Source organism: Stenotrophomonas sp. STK17_22 (assembly GCF_051983905.1).
GTDB classification, from domain to species: domain Bacteria; phylum Pseudomonadota; class Gammaproteobacteria; order Xanthomonadales; family Xanthomonadaceae; genus Stenotrophomonas; species Stenotrophomonas maltophilia_A.
This window is the reverse complement of record NZ_CP197010.1, coordinates 3,475,210-3,491,749: the sequence shown is the minus strand read 5'-3', so window position 1 is coordinate 3,491,749 and position 16,540 is coordinate 3,475,210. Positions and strand designations below refer to the sequence as shown.

The window sequence follows — 16,540 nt, the reverse complement described above, 5'->3', positions numbered from 1 at the left end:
ATGCCGGAGTGCGGCGGCAATTGTAGCGGTGAATTCACTGGGTAGTACCGGCCGCTGGCCGGCAGGTGCGACCCAGCGTCGCAGATTGCCTGGGGTTGCCGGCCAGCGGCCGGCACTACCGAAGCAGGGATTGCGTAAACTCAGGGGTCTGTCTCCCCATATCCCCAGGCCGATGCAACCCACCACCAAGCTGCCCAAGGTCGGTACCACGATCTTCACCGTGATGTCCCAGCTCGCCGCCGAACACGGCGCGGTCAACCTCGGTCAGGGGTTCCCGGACTTTTCCGCACCGCAGCGCCTGATCGATGAAACCGCCAGGGCGATGGCCGCCGGGCTGAACCAGTACCCGCCGATGACGGGTGTGGCGCCGCTGCGCCAGGCCATCGCGCAGAAGGCGTTGGACTGCTACGGCGCGCAGGTCGACGCGGACAGCGAAATCACCGTCACCAGCGGCGGCACCGAGGCCATCTTCAACGCTATTCACGCTGTGGTGCGTGCGGGCGAGGAAGTGATCGTGCTCGACCCGGCGTATGACTGCTATGAACCGGCGATCGATCTGGCCGGCGCCAAGGCCGTGCATGTGTCGCTGGATCCGCAGACCTTCGCCGTCGACTGGGACCGCGTGCGTGCGGCGATCACCCCGCGTACCCGCATGCTGATCGTCAACACCCCGCACAATCCGTCCGGTGCGATGCTGTCGGCGCAGGACATGCAGGCGCTGGCCGAGCTGCTGCGCGGCACGCAGATCTACCTGATCTCCGATGAGGTGTACGAACACATCATCTACGACGGCCGCCGGCATGAATCGGCGCTGCGCTACCCGGAACTGCGCGAGCGCGCGTTCGTCATCTCCAGTTTCGGCAAGACCTACCACTGCACTGGCTGGAAGATCGGCTATGCGATCGCCCCGCCGGCGCTGACCGCCGAGTTCCGCAAGGTGCACCAGTACAACACCTTCACCAGCTTCGGCCCGGCGCAGTACGGCTTCGCCGCGATGATCCGCGATGAGCCCGAACACCACCTGGAGCTGGGTGCGTTCTACCAGGCCAAGCGCGATCGCTTCCGCGAACAGCTGGCCAGCACCCGGCTGAAGGCGCTGCCGGTGCCGGGCGGTTACTTCCAGCTGGTCGACTACTCGGCCATCAGCGACCTGCCGGACCATGAGTTCGTGAAGTGGCTGACCATCGAGAAGGGCGTCACTGCCATTCCGCTGTCGCCGTTCTACGAGAACCCGCCGGCCGGCCAGCGCTTGGTGCGCCTGTGCTTCGCCAAGAATGAAGCAACGATGGACGCGGCGATCGAACGCCTGCGCCTGCTCTGAGCGGAGGCGTGAACATGCAGGACCTGCGCATTTCCCTCGTCCAGGGCGACACCCGCTGGCATGACCCGGCGGGCAACCGTGAGTACTACGGCGCGCTGCTGGCACCGCTGGCCGGCACCACCGATCTGGTGATCCTGCCGGAGACCTTCACCAGTGGTTTCTCCAATGAAGCCATCGCCCAGGCCGAAGGCATGGACGGCCCGACCGTGGCATGGGTGCGCGAACAGGCCAAGGCGCTGGACGCGGCGGTGATCGGCAGCGTGCAGCTGCGCGAGGGCGAGGGCGTCTACAACCGCCTGTTGTTCGCCACGCCCGATGGCGGGCTGCAGTACTACGACAAGCGCCACCTGTTCCGCTATGGCGGCGAGCACGAGCGCTATGCGGCCGGCCGCGAGCGCCTGAGCGTGGAATGGAAGGGCTGGCGGATCAATCCGCAGGTCTGCTACGACCTGCGTTTCCCGGTGTTCTGCCGCAACCGCTACAACGTTGAACGTCCACAGCAGCTGGATTTCGATCTGCAGATCTTCGTCGCCAACTGGCCGTCGGCACGCGCCTATGCGTGGAAGACACTGCTACGTGCACGTGCGATCGAGAACCTGTGCTTCGTTGCTGCGGTGAACCGTGTCGGCGTCGATGGCAACCAGCTGCATTACGCCGGTGACAGCGCGGTGCTGGATTTCCTCGGCCAGCCGCAGGTGGAAATCCGCGAGCGCGAACAGGTGGTCACCACCACCATCTCGGCCGAGGCGCTGGCTGCACACCGCGCACGCTTCCCGGCGATGCTTGATGCCGATGCCTTCCACCTGGACGAGCAGGCCTGAGCGATGGCCTGAACGCCGCCGCACCAGCACGCGCGCCTGCATTCAACGTGCACGCGCGCGCTGCTAGATTCGCCGCCAGTCCGACCGAACTGGAAGTCCTGCCATGAACACGTCCTTCGCCCTGCTGCTGGCCCTGTCGGCCGCATCGCTGGCCCCGGCCGCGCACGCCGCCGGCAACCTCGACTGCCAGCTGCGCTACAACCTGTCCGGCTGGTCGCTGATCTACAAGACCGCCTCCGGCAATGGCACGGTCACCTGCAGCAATGGCGCCAGCATGCCGGTGCGCATCCAGATGAAGGGCGGCGGCCTGACCGTGGGCAAGTCGAAGATCACCAACGGGCGTGGCAGCTTCACCGGCGCGGTCAGCGTCAACGAACTGCTGGGTACTTACGCCTCGGTCGGCGCGCATGCCGGTGCGGTGAAGTCCAGCAACGCGCAGGTGATGACCAAGGGCGACATCTCGCTGGCCCTGTCCGGTACCGGCAAGGGCTGGGACCTGGGCGTGGACGGCACCGCGTTCACCCTCAGCCGGCGCTGAGGCGCGACGGCTCGGCAGATCCCCAGCTGATGCGGATGTAGTGCTGTTCGGAATCGCTCAACAACCGTTCGACATCGAAACCATTCTTGAGCAGTTGTGCGGTCACGTCTTCGACAAGCTGCTCGCTGGCCATCACCTGGCTGAAGGCGAACACGAGATAGCGGCGGCCATTCTCCGAGCCGATCTGGATCGAGTTGTCGAGGTCGCGGTAGAACTGTTCGATCGGGCGCTTGGCAGCATCGGCGTTGGCGCGGGCCTGTTCGGCGGTAATGGTGATCATGGGCATCTGCCTGGTGTGGGAGAGCGCGCACGATAGCCAGCGCCCTGATGTGAATTCCGGGCGTGGCGCACAATGCCTCGTGTTTGCAGCAATTCCTAACATGCGGTGTGAGCGTCGATCCGCGCCGGAAAAGTGCCGCGCGGCGGTGAGCATCCTGCATCGACATGAAGTCATCGGGCAGGGATAGGGGCCAACCGCAGTGGAGGCGGTGCAACGCACCGCCCAGAGCGGGTCCTGCAGCTATCCGACGCTGTGGGCGCGCAGTGCATTTACGTTTCCTTGACCCTGCAGTAACCCCACAATGCCTAACAGGGACGTCCCAGCGATTCTGCTGGGATCATTGGAGACGCTGGAATGGAGTTCAGAACGTCCGTGCTGCTCGTGGCCCTCATCGCCACGCCCGCCATCGCCCACGCCGAGGTCTGCCTGTCTGACAGCGGACTCGTTGTGCCGTGTCCCAGCCTGTTGCCGCATCCGGTGACGGCCAGATTCGAGATCGGCACCCTGCCGCGTGTGGCTGGCTCGCCGTCGGAAATCTACATCACAGGCGGCGGCCAGGTGGATGGAACGAGTAATTTCTCGGTCTATGCCAATGGTCAGTTCCTGTGCCGTACCAATGACAATTACGACGGTGGCAACACCACGCCCATCCGCCATTGCACCGCGACCATCGCAACACCCGGGACCTATGTGATCTCGGCGTCGCGCAACAGTCCTGGCAACTTCCTCGCGCCGATGGACGAAGTGATCAACGTGCAGTAACCCGCTGTTTGCTGATCCAGGCCCCGGGGCAGGGGCCTCGGGGCCCCTGCTGCCCGCGTGGCAGCAGGAGCGAGTCCTTCATCGTTACGATCGGCAGCCAGGCCTTCCGCCGTCGACTGACCGATCCCGCTGCAGCCACAAGGCCAGCAGGCCACACACGATGAGGGTCGGTGCCAGCAGCTGCACTGCGCCGACCAACGCCATTGCCGCGCCGATCAACAGGTAGTAGAGCAGGCCGAACAGCGCGCCTGCGCTGCCGAGACAATGCGGATAGCCGCGCAGAGCCTGGCCGAGCACATTGGGAATGGCAAGGCCGAAGCCCGTCACCACCGGCACCATCGCCGCGACCAGGGCAGGGTGATCATCCAGCAGCGTGGCCAGCAGGCCTCCCGTCAGGACCAGTCCTGCGGCGATGCGGATGCGCGTGGTTGCGGCAACGCCTGCACGCAGCAGGCGGCCATTGCCCCACGCGCCCAGTGCCGAGCCCAATGCCAGCACCGCGCCGCTGGCGCCGAACCAGGTGGCTGGCCAGTGCAGGCGCGCAAACACGAAGGGGCCGAGTGCATACCAGCTGTACATCGCCACGTTGAAGGCCATCACCAGCAACGCGTGTGACCAGATCCAGCGATCGTGCAGCAGTTCCCGCAGCAGCGGCAGCATGGGCGTGTGCGGGATATGTGCAGGGCGGCTTTCGCGCAGGCCAGCCAGGCATGCGACTGCCAGCAGGACAGCTATCAGCAGCAGGCCGGACTGTACGCCGACATAGCCATTGGCGGCGACCAGCAGCGTGCCCAGTGCAAGACCGATGGCCGGGCTCAGGGCCAAGGCCATGCCGATCCAAGAGAATGCCTGGGCCAACGCTGGCCCCTGCAGATGGTCGCGCAGCACGGTCTGGGTCACCACCGAAGCGGCGGCGGCGCCGACTGCGGCCAACGCCTGGGCCAGCAGCACGTGGCCGAAGCTGCCAGCCACCAGCCCGCCCAATGCGCCCGCTGCGAAAACGCCGAGGCCACAGAGAAGGGCAGGGCGACGACCGATACGATCGGCCAGACGCCCCCACAGCAGCACGCCTGCAGCGAAGCCGAACAGGTACAGGCTCATGGCCTGGCTGGCGGCACTCGGCGGCAGGGCGAAGCGTTCGGCCAGATCGGCCAGGGCCGGGCTGTACAGGGTCTGTGCCAACTGCGGAAACATCAGCAGTGCAATGGTGAGCAGCAACAGGCGGCGCGACATGCGGGCGCTCCAGAAACAGGGCCGCGCATTGTGGTTGCGTCCGCAATGGCGCACTCTGTCTATCCTGTCATCGAATGCATGAAATCAGACATGGCCTGGTTGCAGCCGGATGCGCACTTCGACGCCGATGCCTGGGGCGCTCCGGTGCTGGGTATCGCGGCCTCATTGGCCGATCACGACTCTGGTTGGCACCAGCATGCGCGCGCGCAGCTGCTGTACACCCGGCAGGGCTGTACGCGCCTGACCTACGGTGATCGCATCAGCCTGCTGCCGCCCGCGCGCGCAGCGTGGATTCCGGGTGGGCTGCGCCATCGCGCGCAGATGCGCCAGGCGGTCGACTACCGTTCGTTGTACTTCGATGCCACCCTGTCGGCCCAGCTGCCCCGCCAGCCGGCCATCATCGGCGTAGGTCCGCTGCTGCAGGCCTTGCTGGAGCCGATCGCGCAGGCACCGTTCGACCATGACTGGCAGTCGCCGCGCGCACACCATCAACTGGCGTTGTGCGTGCTGGAAATCGTCGCTGCACCGGTGGCGCCGATGGACCTGCCTCTGCCGCGTGATCCGCGGATCGCACGTTGTCTGCCGCTGGCCGAACAGTTGCCGCCCGAACTGGGCGAATTGGCCGCGCGTGCGGACCTGAGCGTGCGTACCGTTGGCCGGCTAATGCAGCGTGATACCGGCATGAGCTATCAGGCCTGGCGCCAGCAATGGCGCCTGATGCGGGCCATGGAGTTGCTGCTGCTGGGCCATCGCGTCGCGCACGTGGCCCAGGACACCGGCTTTTCCGCCGAGAGCCCGTTCATCGCCTTCTTCCGCAGCATGACCGGCACCACCCCCGCCGCTTTCCAGCGCCACGCAAAAGGGGACGGAGGGGATTAAGTCGCTTTCGCCCCTTCGATGTACACCGTGGCAAAAACGACTTAATCCCCTCCGTCCCCTTTTTAAAGAAAAACCCCGGCCGGAGCTGGGGTTTTTCATTTCAGTCGGATCGCTGATCAGCCGCCGCGCGGGCCGCTGCGGCGCGGGCCGCCCGGACCGCGGTTGCCGCCGGGGCCGCCCGGGCCACGGTTGCCACCCGGACCACCGGGACCGCGATTACCGCCCGGACCACGGTTGCCACCGCCCGGACCGCGACCGCCCGGACGGGCGCCCTGCGCCGGCTTCGGGCTGCCATACGGGTTGAAGCCCGGCGTGGCGTGGTCGGACGGGAAGCTCGGGGCATTGCCCGGATGGCCGTACGGGTGCTTGTTGCCCTGGCCCTGCGAGCGATTGCCCGCACCGGCCGGACGACCCTGGCCGCCTGCGCCGCCACGGCCTTCACCGCCGAAGCCGCCACGGCCCTGGCCGCCACCGGCGCCAGCACCCGGACCCTTCGGCTTGCCGTACGGACGGCCCTGGCCGCCTGCGCCCGGACCACGGGCACCCGGGCCACGTGCGCCCGGACCGGCATTGCGATGGCCGCTCGGGCCGGTGCTCACGCCATCCGGCACGTACCAGGTGCGGAACGCGGCCGGGTTGCCTTCCGGCAGCGAACGATCGTTCTTCTGGGCACGCTGCTTGAACGGCCTCTGCGACTGCTTGGCTGCCGCTTCACCGCTGACCGTCAGGCCGCCCTTGAAGCCGCCGCCCTTGCCACCGCGACCACGGCCGCGGTCTTCGCGCACGTTGTCGAAGCGACGCAGCTCGCGGCCTTCGTCAGCGGTGTTGTGGCCGTTGACGTAGGCGTTGCCGCGGCCACCTTCGCGCACGCGCACGGTGGTCTTGGCGGCGCGGCGCTGGCCGATCACCGGCTGCAGGGTCAGTGCCGACGGTGCGCCTTCTTCCAGCTTCAGCTGCGCACGCAGGGCTTCCACCTGGGCGGTGCCCAGTTCCACCGAATGGCCGCGGGCCAGTTCGCGCGGCAGGCTCACCTTGCCGTAGCGGGTGCGCTTCAGGCGGCTGACCTGGCAGCCCTGCGACTCCCACAGGCGACGCACTTCGCGGTTGCGGCCTTCCTTCACCACGACACGGAACCAGTCGTGCGAGTCGGTGCCGCCGATGCGTTCGATCTCGTCGAACTTGGCCGGACCGTCTTCCAGTGCCACGCCACGGGTGAGGCGATCGACGATGGCGTCGGAGACCTTTTCCTCGCCTTCCGGCGCGCGCACGCGCACCACGTATTCGCGCTCGACCTCGAACGACGGGTGCATCATGGCGTTGGCCAGTTCACCGTCGGTGGTGGCCAGCAGCAGGCCGGTGGTGTTGATGTCGAGGCGGCCGATCGCGATCCAGCGCGCGCCCTTCAGCGGCGGCAGCGACTCGAACACGGTCGGGCGGCCTTCCGGATCATCGCGGGTGGTCACTTCGCCTTCCGGCTTGTTGTAGACCAGCACGCGCGACGGCTCGGCCAGGGCGGTGGCGACGAAGCCACGGCCATCCAGTTCGATCTTGTCGCCGCTCTTGACCGACATGCCGGTCTGCGCGACTTCACCGTTGACCTTGACCAGGCCTTCGGCGATGCGCTGTTCCAGCGCGCGGCGCGAGCCAAGGCCGGCCTGTGCCAGCACCTTGTGCAGGCGTTCTTCCAACTTGAACTGTTCGGAGGTGGCTTCACGCTTCAGCGAGAGCTTGTTCAACGACAGCTTGCGAGGGGTGTCACTCATCAGTTTTGCTCCGGCCGACGGTTTCGAGGTCGGCCTCTGGTTCGGAATCGGCTTGGTCAACAGCCACGGTCGTCATCGCGACGGCGTTGTCTTCGCGTTCGTTCACTGGCACCGCGCGCTCGCCCGGCGCGGAATCGGGGTGCCCATCATCGAAGGGCGAAGGTGCTTGCTCATCGGAGGCCGACGCAGGGGCTGCATCGACGGAATCAGGGGTGTCACTGCCGGCCTGGCCGGCATCATCGTTTGCGGCAGCGCCTTCGGCGCCGGCCGAGAGGTCAGGGCCATCGGCGCTTGCCGCCGCCGGTGCATCGCGGTCCAGGGACAGCTGGGGTTCCAGCTCGCCCAGGTCCTTCAGTTCCGACAGTGGCGGCAGCTCATCCAATCGCTTCAGGCCGAAATAATCCAGGAAGCCCTTGGTGGTGCCGAACAGCGCCGGCTTGCCGGGTACGTCGCGGTGGCCGACCACGCGGATCCACTCGCGTTCTTCCAGCGCCTGGATGATGTTGCTGCTGACCGCCACGCCGCGCACCTGCTCGATCTCGCCGCGGGTGATCGGCTGCCGGTAGGCGATCAGCGCCAGGGTTTCCAGGGTGGCGCGGGTGTAACGGGTCTTGCGTTCGGTCCACAGCCGGCTGATCCAGCCATGCACTTCGCCGGTGACCTGGTAGCGGAAGCCGGAGGCGACCTCGACCAGTTCCACGCCGCGGCCTTCGCAGGCTTCGCGCAGGCGTTCCAGTGCGCGTTCGATGCTGCCCGGCGGTGCCGGTTCCTCTTCCGGGAACAGGTCCTTCAGCTGGGCCAGGGTGAGCGGCTGGCTGGAGGCCAGCAGCGCACCTTCGACAATGCGGTTGATCAGCAATTGATCCATCGGCAGTCAGCGCTCACTCGTCTGCATTGGTGGCGTCGTTGTCGTCGAACTCGCTGCTGAACTGCAGCGGGGCGTTGGTGTTGCCGGCGGCCAGCGATTTCACGTAGATCGGCGCCAGCGGTTCTTCCTGGACGATGTCCAGCAGCTGTTCCTTGGCCAGTTCCAGCACCGCCAGGAACGTGACCAGCACCCCCAGCTTGCCTTCTTCTGCGGTGAACAGTCCTTCAAAACGGTAGAACTTGCCATCTTCAAGCCGGCCCAGCACTTCGCCCATGCGTTGCCGCACGCTCAGCGCCTCGCGCTTGATGGCGTGGCCACTGAACAGCTCGGCGCGCTTGAGCACGTCGTGCAGGGCCAGCAGCATTTCCTTCAGGTCCACCGGCGGCGGCAGCTTCACCGCAGCACGTTCGGGCATGAAGGCGTGTGCCACCGTGGTGTCGCGGTCCTGGCGGGGCAGGGCGTCGATGTCCTCGGCGGCCTGCTTGAAACGTTCGTATTCCTGCAGCCGGCGCACCAGTTCGGCGCGCGGGTCGGCTTCATCGCCTTCCTCGCTGACCGGGCGCGGCAGCAGCATGCGCGACTTCACCTCGGCCAGGATCGCCGCCATCACCAGGTACTCGGCGGCCAGCTCGAAGCGCAGCTCGCGCATCACGGTGATGTATTCCACGTACTGCCGGGTGATCTCGGCCACGGGAATGTCCAGTACGTCCAGGTTCTGGCGGCGGATCAGGTACAACAGCAGGTCCAGCGGGCCTTCGAAGGCATCCAGGATGACTTCCAGCGCGTCCGGCGGAATGTACAGGTCCTGCGGAATCTGCAGGACCGGTTGCCCATGCACCACGGCCAGCGGCATTTCCTGCTGCTGGGGGGCGGGCGGCCGGGTTGGCGGGTTCGCGTCGAGCGCGAGTTCGGAAGTCATCTAATGGACATCAGGATTGCAACGGACCAGTCGCGGCACCGGGTTCGCCGGGCCAACGCCACGGAGCCCCAGGGCACCAGACACGCCGGGATCGGCGCGATTCCACACATATCAAACAGCAGGACGCGCCGTAGGAAACGGCAGCGACGGAACTACGGGGAGGTCGTCTACGTGGCCCGGCCAGGTGGTCCGGTTTGAAGCAGCGGGACGGTCGTCGGGGGCTGCGTTGGCCGCAAAAACCGACGGGCTGCTGCATCCAGCCACGTGCAATGGAGTCTAGGGTAAGCCTTTGTTGCGCCAGTGTCCAGCCGGGCCGGGGCAGGGGCCGCATTGGCTAGAATCTGCGGACCCGACAACGCAAGCGAGGAAATGCCGGTGTGGTATGTGGTCGAAGGGTATGACGGCCAGGATGTGCTGGCGCAGCGGCTGCAGGCGCGGCCGGAACACCTGGCGCGGTTGCACGCGCTGCGCGACGAGGGACGCCTGCTGCTGGCCGGCCCCTGCCCGGCGGTGGACAGTGAAGACCCGGGCCCGGCCGGTTTCAGTGGTTCGGTGGTGATCGCGCAGTTCGAGTCGCTGCTGCAGGCCCAGGCCTGGGCCGACGCCGACCCGTACGTGGCCGCCGGCGTCTACACCCGCGTGCAGGTGCGACCGTTCCGGAAGGTGTTGCCGTGAACGCGGAACGGATCTCGCGAATGCGTGATGCGCTGCAGCATGCGCTGGCGCCGAGCGTGCTCGAGATCGAGGACGACAGCCATCGCCACGCCGGCCATGCCGGTGCGCGCGATGGCCGCGGCCATTTCAACGTACATGTGGTCAGTGAACGCTTCGCCGGACTGGGCCCGCTGGCCCGGCATCGCGCGGTGTACGCCGCGCTGGGGACGATGATGGAGACCGATATCCACGCGTTGTCCATCCGCGCGCAGACCCCGTCAGAACAGGGCTGAGCCCTTGTCCCACGCTGTCCTGGCGGGTCCCTGCGGGGGCTCGCTGCAGACAGATTTCCATGTCCATTTCGGGACATTCGCCTAACGGACTGTTTACAAGCCCAGATGGAAACGCTTACATTCCGCGCCAATGCTGGTAGGTCCAAGCCGTGGAGGGCGGCTTCGTGAACAAGGCAGCTATCACAATCAAAGACGTCGCTCGCGAAGCCCGGGTCTCCGTGGCCACGGTTTCCCGCGCGCTCAACGGGCATGAAAATGTCGCCGAACCGGTCCGCCAGCTTGTGCTGGAGGTGGCCGCACGGCTGCGTTACACGCCGCACGCCGCCGCCCGCAGCCTGAGCAGCCGCCGCACCAATACGGTGGGCGTGGTACTGCCTGACCTGTACGGCGAATTCTTCTCCGAACTGATGCGTGGCATCGACAATGTCGCCCGTAGCCGTCGCCAGCACCTGCTGGTGTCCAGCTACCACGGTGACCAGGAGCAGCAGGGCGCGGCCCTGCGCGCCATGCGCGGCCGCGTCGACGGCCTGCTGGTGCTCTCGCCCTATGCCGAGAGCCCCGGTTTCCTGACCGACAACCTGCCGCAGTCGTTGCCGACGGTGTTGATCAACACCTATCTGCCCGGGCAGGACCACCCGGTGCTGAGCATCGACGACCATGCCGGTGCGATGGCGATGACCCGCCATCTGCTTGACGCCGGCCACCGTCGTATCGCTTTCATTTCTGGCCCGGATCTCAACTTCGACGCGCGCGAGCGCCTGCGCGGCTTCCGTGACGCGCTGGCGGCTTTTGGCGGTGGCGCCGAGGGCATCGAGCTGCCCGGTGATTTCGACGAAGCTTCCGGCCATCGCGCCGGTCAGGAGTTGCTGGCAGCCGGAGCGCTGCCTGATGCCGTGTTCGCCGCCAACGACATGATGGCCCTGGGATGCCTGTATGCATTCACGCAGGCCGGTGTCCGTGTTCCGACCGATGTCGCCCTGGCGGGTTTCGATGACATTCCACTGGCGCGTTTCGTCCACCCGTCGCTGACCACCATGCAGGTCAGCATCGCCGAGCTCGGCGACCGGGCCATGACGCGCCTGCTGCAGTTGATGGACGGCACCTCCACGGACGGGACAGGGGACAAGCAGACCCTGGTTCCCCGCTTGATAGTTCGCGATTCCACCACTCCGCCATCGGGCCATTGAAGCCAGAGGCGTTCCTTCTTTTTTGATTGATCGCAGGGACCGCGCGAGCGGTCACCGCCACCCGGAGATTGAGTTGATGATGCATACCACCTTCCGCACGCCGGCACGCCGGCTGCTGAGCACCGCACTGGTCAGCTGCCTGATGCTGGCCGCCGCTCCGAACGTCATGGCGCAGTCGGCCAATGCCAGCCTGCGCGGCCAGGTTTCCGGCGCCCAGGCCGGCGCCGAAGTGACCGCCACCAACCTGGCCACAGGCACCGTCCGTCGCGGCACCGTCCGTGCCGATGGCAGCTACTCGCTGATGGGCCTGGACCCGGGCACCTATGACGTGGTCGCCAACGGCCAGTCGCAGAAGGTCACCGTCACTGTGGCCTCGACTGCTACCCTGAACTTCGCCGGTGCCGCCAGCAGCACCCCGGGTTCGACCGCGGCCACCAACCTGGACACCGTCAACGTTGTCGCACCGACCCTGCTGCAGGAAGTGCGCACGTCCGAAGTCGGCAAGACCGTCAGCCTGCAGCAGATCCAGACCACGCCGCAGGTCTCGCGCAACTTCCTGGAGTTCGCCGACGCGGTGCCGGGCATGATCTTCACCCGCGATGCCAAGGGCAACACCTCGCTGCGTGGCGGTGCCACCAACTCCGACGGCACCAACGTCTATATCGATGGTGTGGGCCAGAAGAGCTACGTGAAGGGTGGCGGCATCTCCGGCCAGTCCGGCAGTGCGGGCAACCCGTTCCCGCAGCTGGCCATCGGTGAGTACAAGGTCATCACCGGCAACTACAAGGCCGAGTACGGCCAGGTGTCCAGCGCCGCGATCACGGCTGCGACCAAGTCGGGTACCAACGAGTTCAAGGGTGAGACCTTCTACCGTTATACCAACGAAAGCATGCGTGCGATGACCCCGGCCGAACGCCAGCCGGGCAAGAGCAAGGAAGACTCGGCCGAGAAGGAATACGGCTTCGCGCTGGGTGGCCCGATCATCAAGGACAAGGCCCATTTCTTCGTCACCTATGAAGCCAAGCGCTTCGATCTGCCGGTGACCATCGCGCCGGACGGTGCCGTCACTCCGTCGGCCGCCAATCTGCCCGCCGATGGTCTCGCAGGTCTCGGCCCGGCCAGCCAGCCGTTCCAGCAGGACCTGATCTTCGCCAAGATCGACTTCGAGCCGACTGACAACGATCGCATCGAACTGACCTTCCAGGACCGCGACGAAACCCAGCAGCAGTTCAGTGGCCAGACCGCGAAGGTACACGGCAAGGTCGTGGACAACACCGACCGCCGTTATGCGCTGCGCTGGAACCACAGCGGTGAGCGTTTCTACAACGAGTTGATGGTGACCCACGAGGAGGCCTTCAACAATCCGCTGCCGTTGACCATGGGCAACGGCATCATCTACACCGCACCGGATTTCGGTGACTCGGACGCCAACCGCCCGCAGGAGAAGACCCTCGTCCAGGTTGGCGCGGCTGATGCCTTCGCCTCGCAGGTGAAGGGCCAGAAGGGCTGGGCGATCGAGAACAACCTGACCCTGGACGGTCTGCAGTGGGCGGGTGACCACACCATCAAGATGGGCGCCAAGTACAAGCAGATCGACCTGTACGCTTCCGACGCGGCGCAGATCAACCCTCAGTTCTCCTACACCATCGACAACCCGGCGTTCCCCTCGAGCACGCCGTATAAGGCGCAGTTCACCAAGGCCAGCACCGGCGTCACCGGCGTGCAGTCCGAGGTGCGTGCCAAGGTCAAGCAGATTGGCCTGTTCATCCAGGATGACTGGCAGGTCAACGATCACCTGCAGCTGAATATCGGCCTGCGCTGGGACTACGAAAAGAACCCGGTCTACACCGATTTCGTGACCCCGCCGGAGGTAGTGAAGGCGCTGTTCTCGCAGGATCCGAACGCGCCGGCGGGCGTGTCCCAGACCTATGCGCAGACGCTGGCGCTCAGCGGGCTGAACGTCAACGACTACATCAGCACCGGCCACAACCGCAAGAACTTCAAGAACGCCTGGCAGCCGCGCCTGGGCTTCTCGTATGACGTCAATGCCGACGAACGGCACGTGTTCCATGGTGGCGCCGGCCGTTCCTATGACCGCGACCTGTTCGACAACCTGGCACTGGAAACCACCAAGCTGGCGCTGCCGCAGCCGACCGTTTACTTCCGCAACCCGGCCACCGGCAACTGCATGTACGGCCAGACTCCGTGCTTTGACTGGAACCCGAACCTGATGAACGGCATCGAGAACGTGCAGGCACTGCTGGGTTCCACCAGCAATGAAGGCATGGAAGTCGATCTGCTGAACAACAACATGAAGGTGCCGTACGCCGACCAGTTCAGCCTGGGCATGAGCAACCAGTTCGGTGAGTGGCTGACCGACGCGACGATTTCTCGCACGCTGACCTATGATGGGTTCGCCTTCACCCTGGGCAACCGCTTCAACAACGGCAACTTCTTCGATAACCAAATGCTGTGTGGTGCCAAGGAGCCGACCTACGGCCAGCCGTGGAACTGCAACATTCCGGGCTTCGGCAGCCTGATCATCGGCCAGCAGGGCATCAAGACCCGTTCCACCCAGGTGCTGCTGTCGGCGCAGAAGCCGTACAGCAAGGAAAGCGGTTGGGGCACCTCGATCGCCTATACCTGGACCAACGCGCGTCACAACCGAAACATCAACGAGCATTACTCGTTCGATCGCGGCACCATCGGTGAGTACCCGACCATCAAGTCCAACGGCGCGCCGCGCCATCGCCTGGTGGTCACCGGCTCGTATGACGGCTTCTGGGGCATCACCTTTGGTGGCAAGCTGACCCTGGCCACGCCTACCCCGGGCAATGACTGGTCCTGCATCGCGCAGGCTGGCACTGCCAACTGCCTGCCGACTCCGGCCGCGGGTACTCCGGGTGGCAATGGCCGCTTCCTGCTCGGTGGCAAGATCTTCGGCTACCGCTCGCTGGACCTGCAGGCGACCAAGACCTTCAAGCTGGCCGGCGATACCGAGCTGTATGCGCGTATCGACATCATCAACGTGCTCAACTTCGACAACTTCTCGAACCTGAACTACGTGAAGAGCGATGGCAAGCTGCTGGTGAGCTACAACGAGACCGGCGATGTGATCGGTACCCCGCGTCAGGTGAAGGCGGAAGTGGGCTTCCGCTTCTAAGCGGATCCGCCTGAAGCAATACCCCGATGCCGCCGCTCCGCCGGCGGCATCGGCAGGAAGAAAAAAGGCAATGGCCGGCCCCGTGCCGGTCCATTGCCCATGCCGCTGCCGGCCAGGCGGCAGCGGCATGGGCAATGATCGCGGTGTCAAACCACGTTTTTCGTGGTTTTTTCAGAACGCATCTTGTAAACGATTTCAGATCATTGGACGGTATGCTTTCCCATCGATCAGACCACCGGAGAAATCGCGCCATGCAGGCACGCCATCTGTTGTCCGCCGCAGCGTTGAGCCTGGCCGTGGCCGCCTGCCAGCCGGCCCAGCAGGAACCTGCCAAGCCGCGGCCGCCGGTGATCCTGATCGAGGCCGACGCACCGCCGCGGCCGATGAAGCCGGTGTTGCCGCCGCTGTTCGATGACATCGAGCGCCGCACCTTCCAGTTCTTCTGGGATACCACCAACGAGATCAACGGCCTGACTCCGGACCGCTATCCGTCGCGGCCGTTCGCCAGCATCGCCTCGGTCGGCTTCGCGCTGACCGCCTATCCGATCGGCATCGAGAACGGCTGGGTCAGCCGCAACCAGGCGATCGACCGCACCCTGACCACGCTGAAGTTCTTCCGCGACGTGCCGATGGGCCCGCAGCGCACCGGCAAGGCCGGCTACAAGGGCTTCTACTACCACTTCCTGGACATGCAGGAAGGGCGTCGCTACGACAGCTGGGTTGAACTGTCCTCGGTGGATACCGCGCTGCTGATGATGGGCGTGCTGTTCGCGCAGTCGTACTACGACGGTGACGATCCGCGCGAGAAGGAGATCCGCCAGATCGCAGACACGTTGTACAAGAAGGTCGACTGGCCGTGGCTGCAGCAGCGTGCGCCGCTGATCTCGATGGGCTGGTTCCCGGAGAGCGGCTTCATCGACCACGACTGGATGGGCTACAACGAGGCGATGATGGTCTACATCCTCGCCCTGGGTTCGCCGACGCACCCGGTCAGCCCGGATGCGTGGACGGTGTGGACGCGCACCTACGACAACGACTGGGGCGTCTACCAGGGCCAGGAATACCTGTCGTTCGGCCCCCTGTTCGGCCACCAGTACAGCCATGTCTGGATCGACTTCCGCGATATCCAGGACGCGTACATGCGCGAGCGCGGCAGCACCTACTTCCTCAACAGCCGCTCGGCTGCGCTGGCCCAGCGCGAGTACGCCATCGCCAACCCGATGCAGTGGAAGGACTATGGCGAGAACGTATGGGGCCTGACCGCCAGCGACGGCCCGCAGAACACCACCCAGGAGTACCGCGGCGAGCAGCGCCAGTTCCGCCACTACTCCTCGCGCGGCGCCGGCCTGCGCGAGAACTTCGATGACGGCACCATCGCCCCCACCGCCGCGATCGCCTCCGTGGTGTTCGCGCCCGAGCAGGTGATCCCGGCCACGCTGGAAATGCACAAGCGCTACGGCGACTACATCTATTCCAGCTACGGTTTCCTGGATTCGTTCAACCCCAGCTTCAACTACGACATCCCGATCAAGACCGGCCGCCTGGTGCCGGATCGCGGCTGGGTCGCCAGCGATTACATCGCCATCGACCAGGGCCCGATCCTGACCATGATCGCCAACTACCGCGATGACTTCGTCTGGGAAGTGATGAAGAAGAACCCGTACATCCGCAAGGGCCTGGAACGGGCCGGGTTCAGCGGTGGCTGGCTGGCACCGGAAGGTTCGTTCCAGCCGCTGGAACTGCAGAAAGACGAAAAGGCCGCGGCGGCACGCGCGGTGGGTATCGCCGAATCACGCGCGGCTGCCGCGCAGGAACAGAAGAACAATGCCAACCGCAATACAGGCCAGGGCAAGTAACCC

The 16,540-nt window shown here is 65.6% G+C and carries 15 protein-coding genes; 10 read left to right on the top strand and 5 right to left on the bottom strand.

The genetic code is table 11. From position 1 onward, the window contains the following. Window positions 1-172: 172 nt before the first annotated feature. The 3 genes from ACSYS9_RS16350 to ACSYS9_RS16340 all read left to right on the top strand — a co-directional run bounded on the left by ACSYS9_RS16350 (window position 173) and on the right by ACSYS9_RS16340 (window position 2,680). A complete protein-coding gene (locus tag ACSYS9_RS16350) occupies window positions 173-1,321 on the top strand; it encodes a pyridoxal phosphate-dependent aminotransferase (protein ID WP_032129783.1) in 1,149 nt (382 codons plus the stop codon). 14 nt (window positions 1,322-1,335) lie between these two features. Continuing rightward, entirely contained in the window at window positions 1,336-2,142 is an 807-nt protein-coding gene (locus tag ACSYS9_RS16345) for an amidohydrolase (protein WP_071229732.1), read from the top strand. 103 nt (window positions 2,143-2,245) lie between these two features. Next, the gene (locus ACSYS9_RS16340; RefSeq protein WP_071229733.1) at window positions 2,246-2,680 is read left to right on the top strand and encodes a hypothetical protein; all 435 of its coding nucleotides are present in this window, start codon (window positions 2,246-2,248) and stop codon (window positions 2,678-2,680) included. Here the strand turns inward: ACSYS9_RS16340 and ACSYS9_RS16335 are convergent. After that, a complete protein-coding gene (locus ACSYS9_RS16335) occupies window positions 2,667-2,960 on the bottom strand; it encodes a hypothetical protein (RefSeq protein WP_071229734.1) in 294 nt (97 codons plus the stop codon). The genes ACSYS9_RS16340 and ACSYS9_RS16335 overlap by 14 nt on opposite strands. Before the next feature lie 354 nt (window positions 2,961-3,314). Between ACSYS9_RS16335 and ACSYS9_RS16330 the strand changes: the two genes are divergently transcribed. Next, complete coding sequence (locus tag ACSYS9_RS16330; protein WP_010486702.1) at window positions 3,315-3,722, top strand: hypothetical protein; 408 nt, start codon at window positions 3,315-3,317, stop codon at window positions 3,720-3,722. Window positions 3,723-3,806: 84 nt separating this feature from the next. Here the strand turns inward: ACSYS9_RS16330 and ACSYS9_RS16325 are convergent, their stop codons facing one another. Further along, window positions 3,807-4,955, bottom strand: a complete 1,149-nt coding sequence (locus tag ACSYS9_RS16325) for an MFS transporter (RefSeq protein ID WP_071229735.1) — start codon at window positions 4,953-4,955, stop codon at window positions 3,807-3,809. Between the two features lie 90 nt (window positions 4,956-5,045). Between ACSYS9_RS16325 and ACSYS9_RS16320 the strand changes: the two genes are divergently transcribed. Next, a complete protein-coding gene (locus tag ACSYS9_RS16320; RefSeq protein ID WP_071229736.1) occupies window positions 5,046-5,834 on the top strand; it encodes an AraC family transcriptional regulator in 789 nt (262 codons plus the stop codon). 116 nt (window positions 5,835-5,950) lie between these two features. On the opposite strand, the gene ACSYS9_RS16315 is transcribed toward ACSYS9_RS16320, so the two are convergent. From ACSYS9_RS16315 to ACSYS9_RS16305, 3 genes are read right to left on the bottom strand one after another with little or no spacing between them, the layout of a single operon-like run. Then, a complete protein-coding gene (locus ACSYS9_RS16315; protein ID WP_071229737.1) occupies window positions 5,951-7,597 on the bottom strand; it encodes a pseudouridine synthase in 1,647 nt (548 codons plus the stop codon). Then, window positions 7,590-8,465, bottom strand: coding sequence for an SMC-Scp complex subunit ScpB (gene scpB / locus ACSYS9_RS16310; protein WP_071229738.1), 876 nt, complete (start codon window positions 8,463-8,465; stop codon window positions 7,590-7,592). Before scpB ends, ACSYS9_RS16315 begins: the two co-directional genes overlap by 8 nt. 13 nt (window positions 8,466-8,478) lie before the next feature. Further along, window positions 8,479-9,384 carry a segregation and condensation protein A gene (locus tag ACSYS9_RS16305; protein WP_440568195.1) on the bottom strand — a complete coding sequence of 302 codons (906 nt, stop codon included), beginning with the start codon at window positions 9,382-9,384 and terminating at the stop codon, window positions 8,479-8,481. Between the two features lie 375 nt (window positions 9,385-9,759). Here ACSYS9_RS16305 and ACSYS9_RS16300 point away from each other — a divergent pair, with 375 nt between their 5' ends. From ACSYS9_RS16300 to ACSYS9_RS16280, 5 genes are all read left to right on the top strand, one after another. Further along, entirely contained in the window at window positions 9,760-10,059 is a 300-nt protein-coding gene (locus ACSYS9_RS16300) for a YciI family protein (RefSeq protein ID WP_071229773.1), read from the top strand. Next, complete coding sequence (locus ACSYS9_RS16295) at window positions 10,056-10,331, top strand: BolA family protein (RefSeq protein ID WP_434060509.1); 276 nt, start codon at window positions 10,056-10,058, stop codon at window positions 10,329-10,331. Before ACSYS9_RS16300 ends, ACSYS9_RS16295 begins: the two co-directional genes overlap by 4 nt. Window positions 10,332-10,480: 149 nt before the next feature. Then, window positions 10,481-11,518: a LacI family DNA-binding transcriptional regulator gene (locus ACSYS9_RS16290; protein WP_032129774.1), complete on the top strand. Its 1,038-nt coding sequence runs from the start codon at window positions 10,481-10,483 to the stop codon at window positions 11,516-11,518. A 76-nt stretch (window positions 11,519-11,594) separates the two neighbouring features. Continuing rightward, window positions 11,595-14,681 carry a TonB-dependent receptor gene (locus ACSYS9_RS16285; RefSeq protein ID WP_071229740.1) on the top strand — a complete coding sequence of 1,029 codons (3,087 nt, stop codon included), beginning with the start codon at window positions 11,595-11,597 and terminating at the stop codon, window positions 14,679-14,681. Window positions 14,682-14,932: 251 nt separating this feature from the next. Beyond that, entirely contained in the window at window positions 14,933-16,537 is a 1,605-nt protein-coding gene (locus tag ACSYS9_RS16280; RefSeq protein WP_032129772.1) for a glucoamylase family protein, read from the top strand. The last annotated feature ends 3 nt before the right edge of the window (window positions 16,538-16,540 follow it).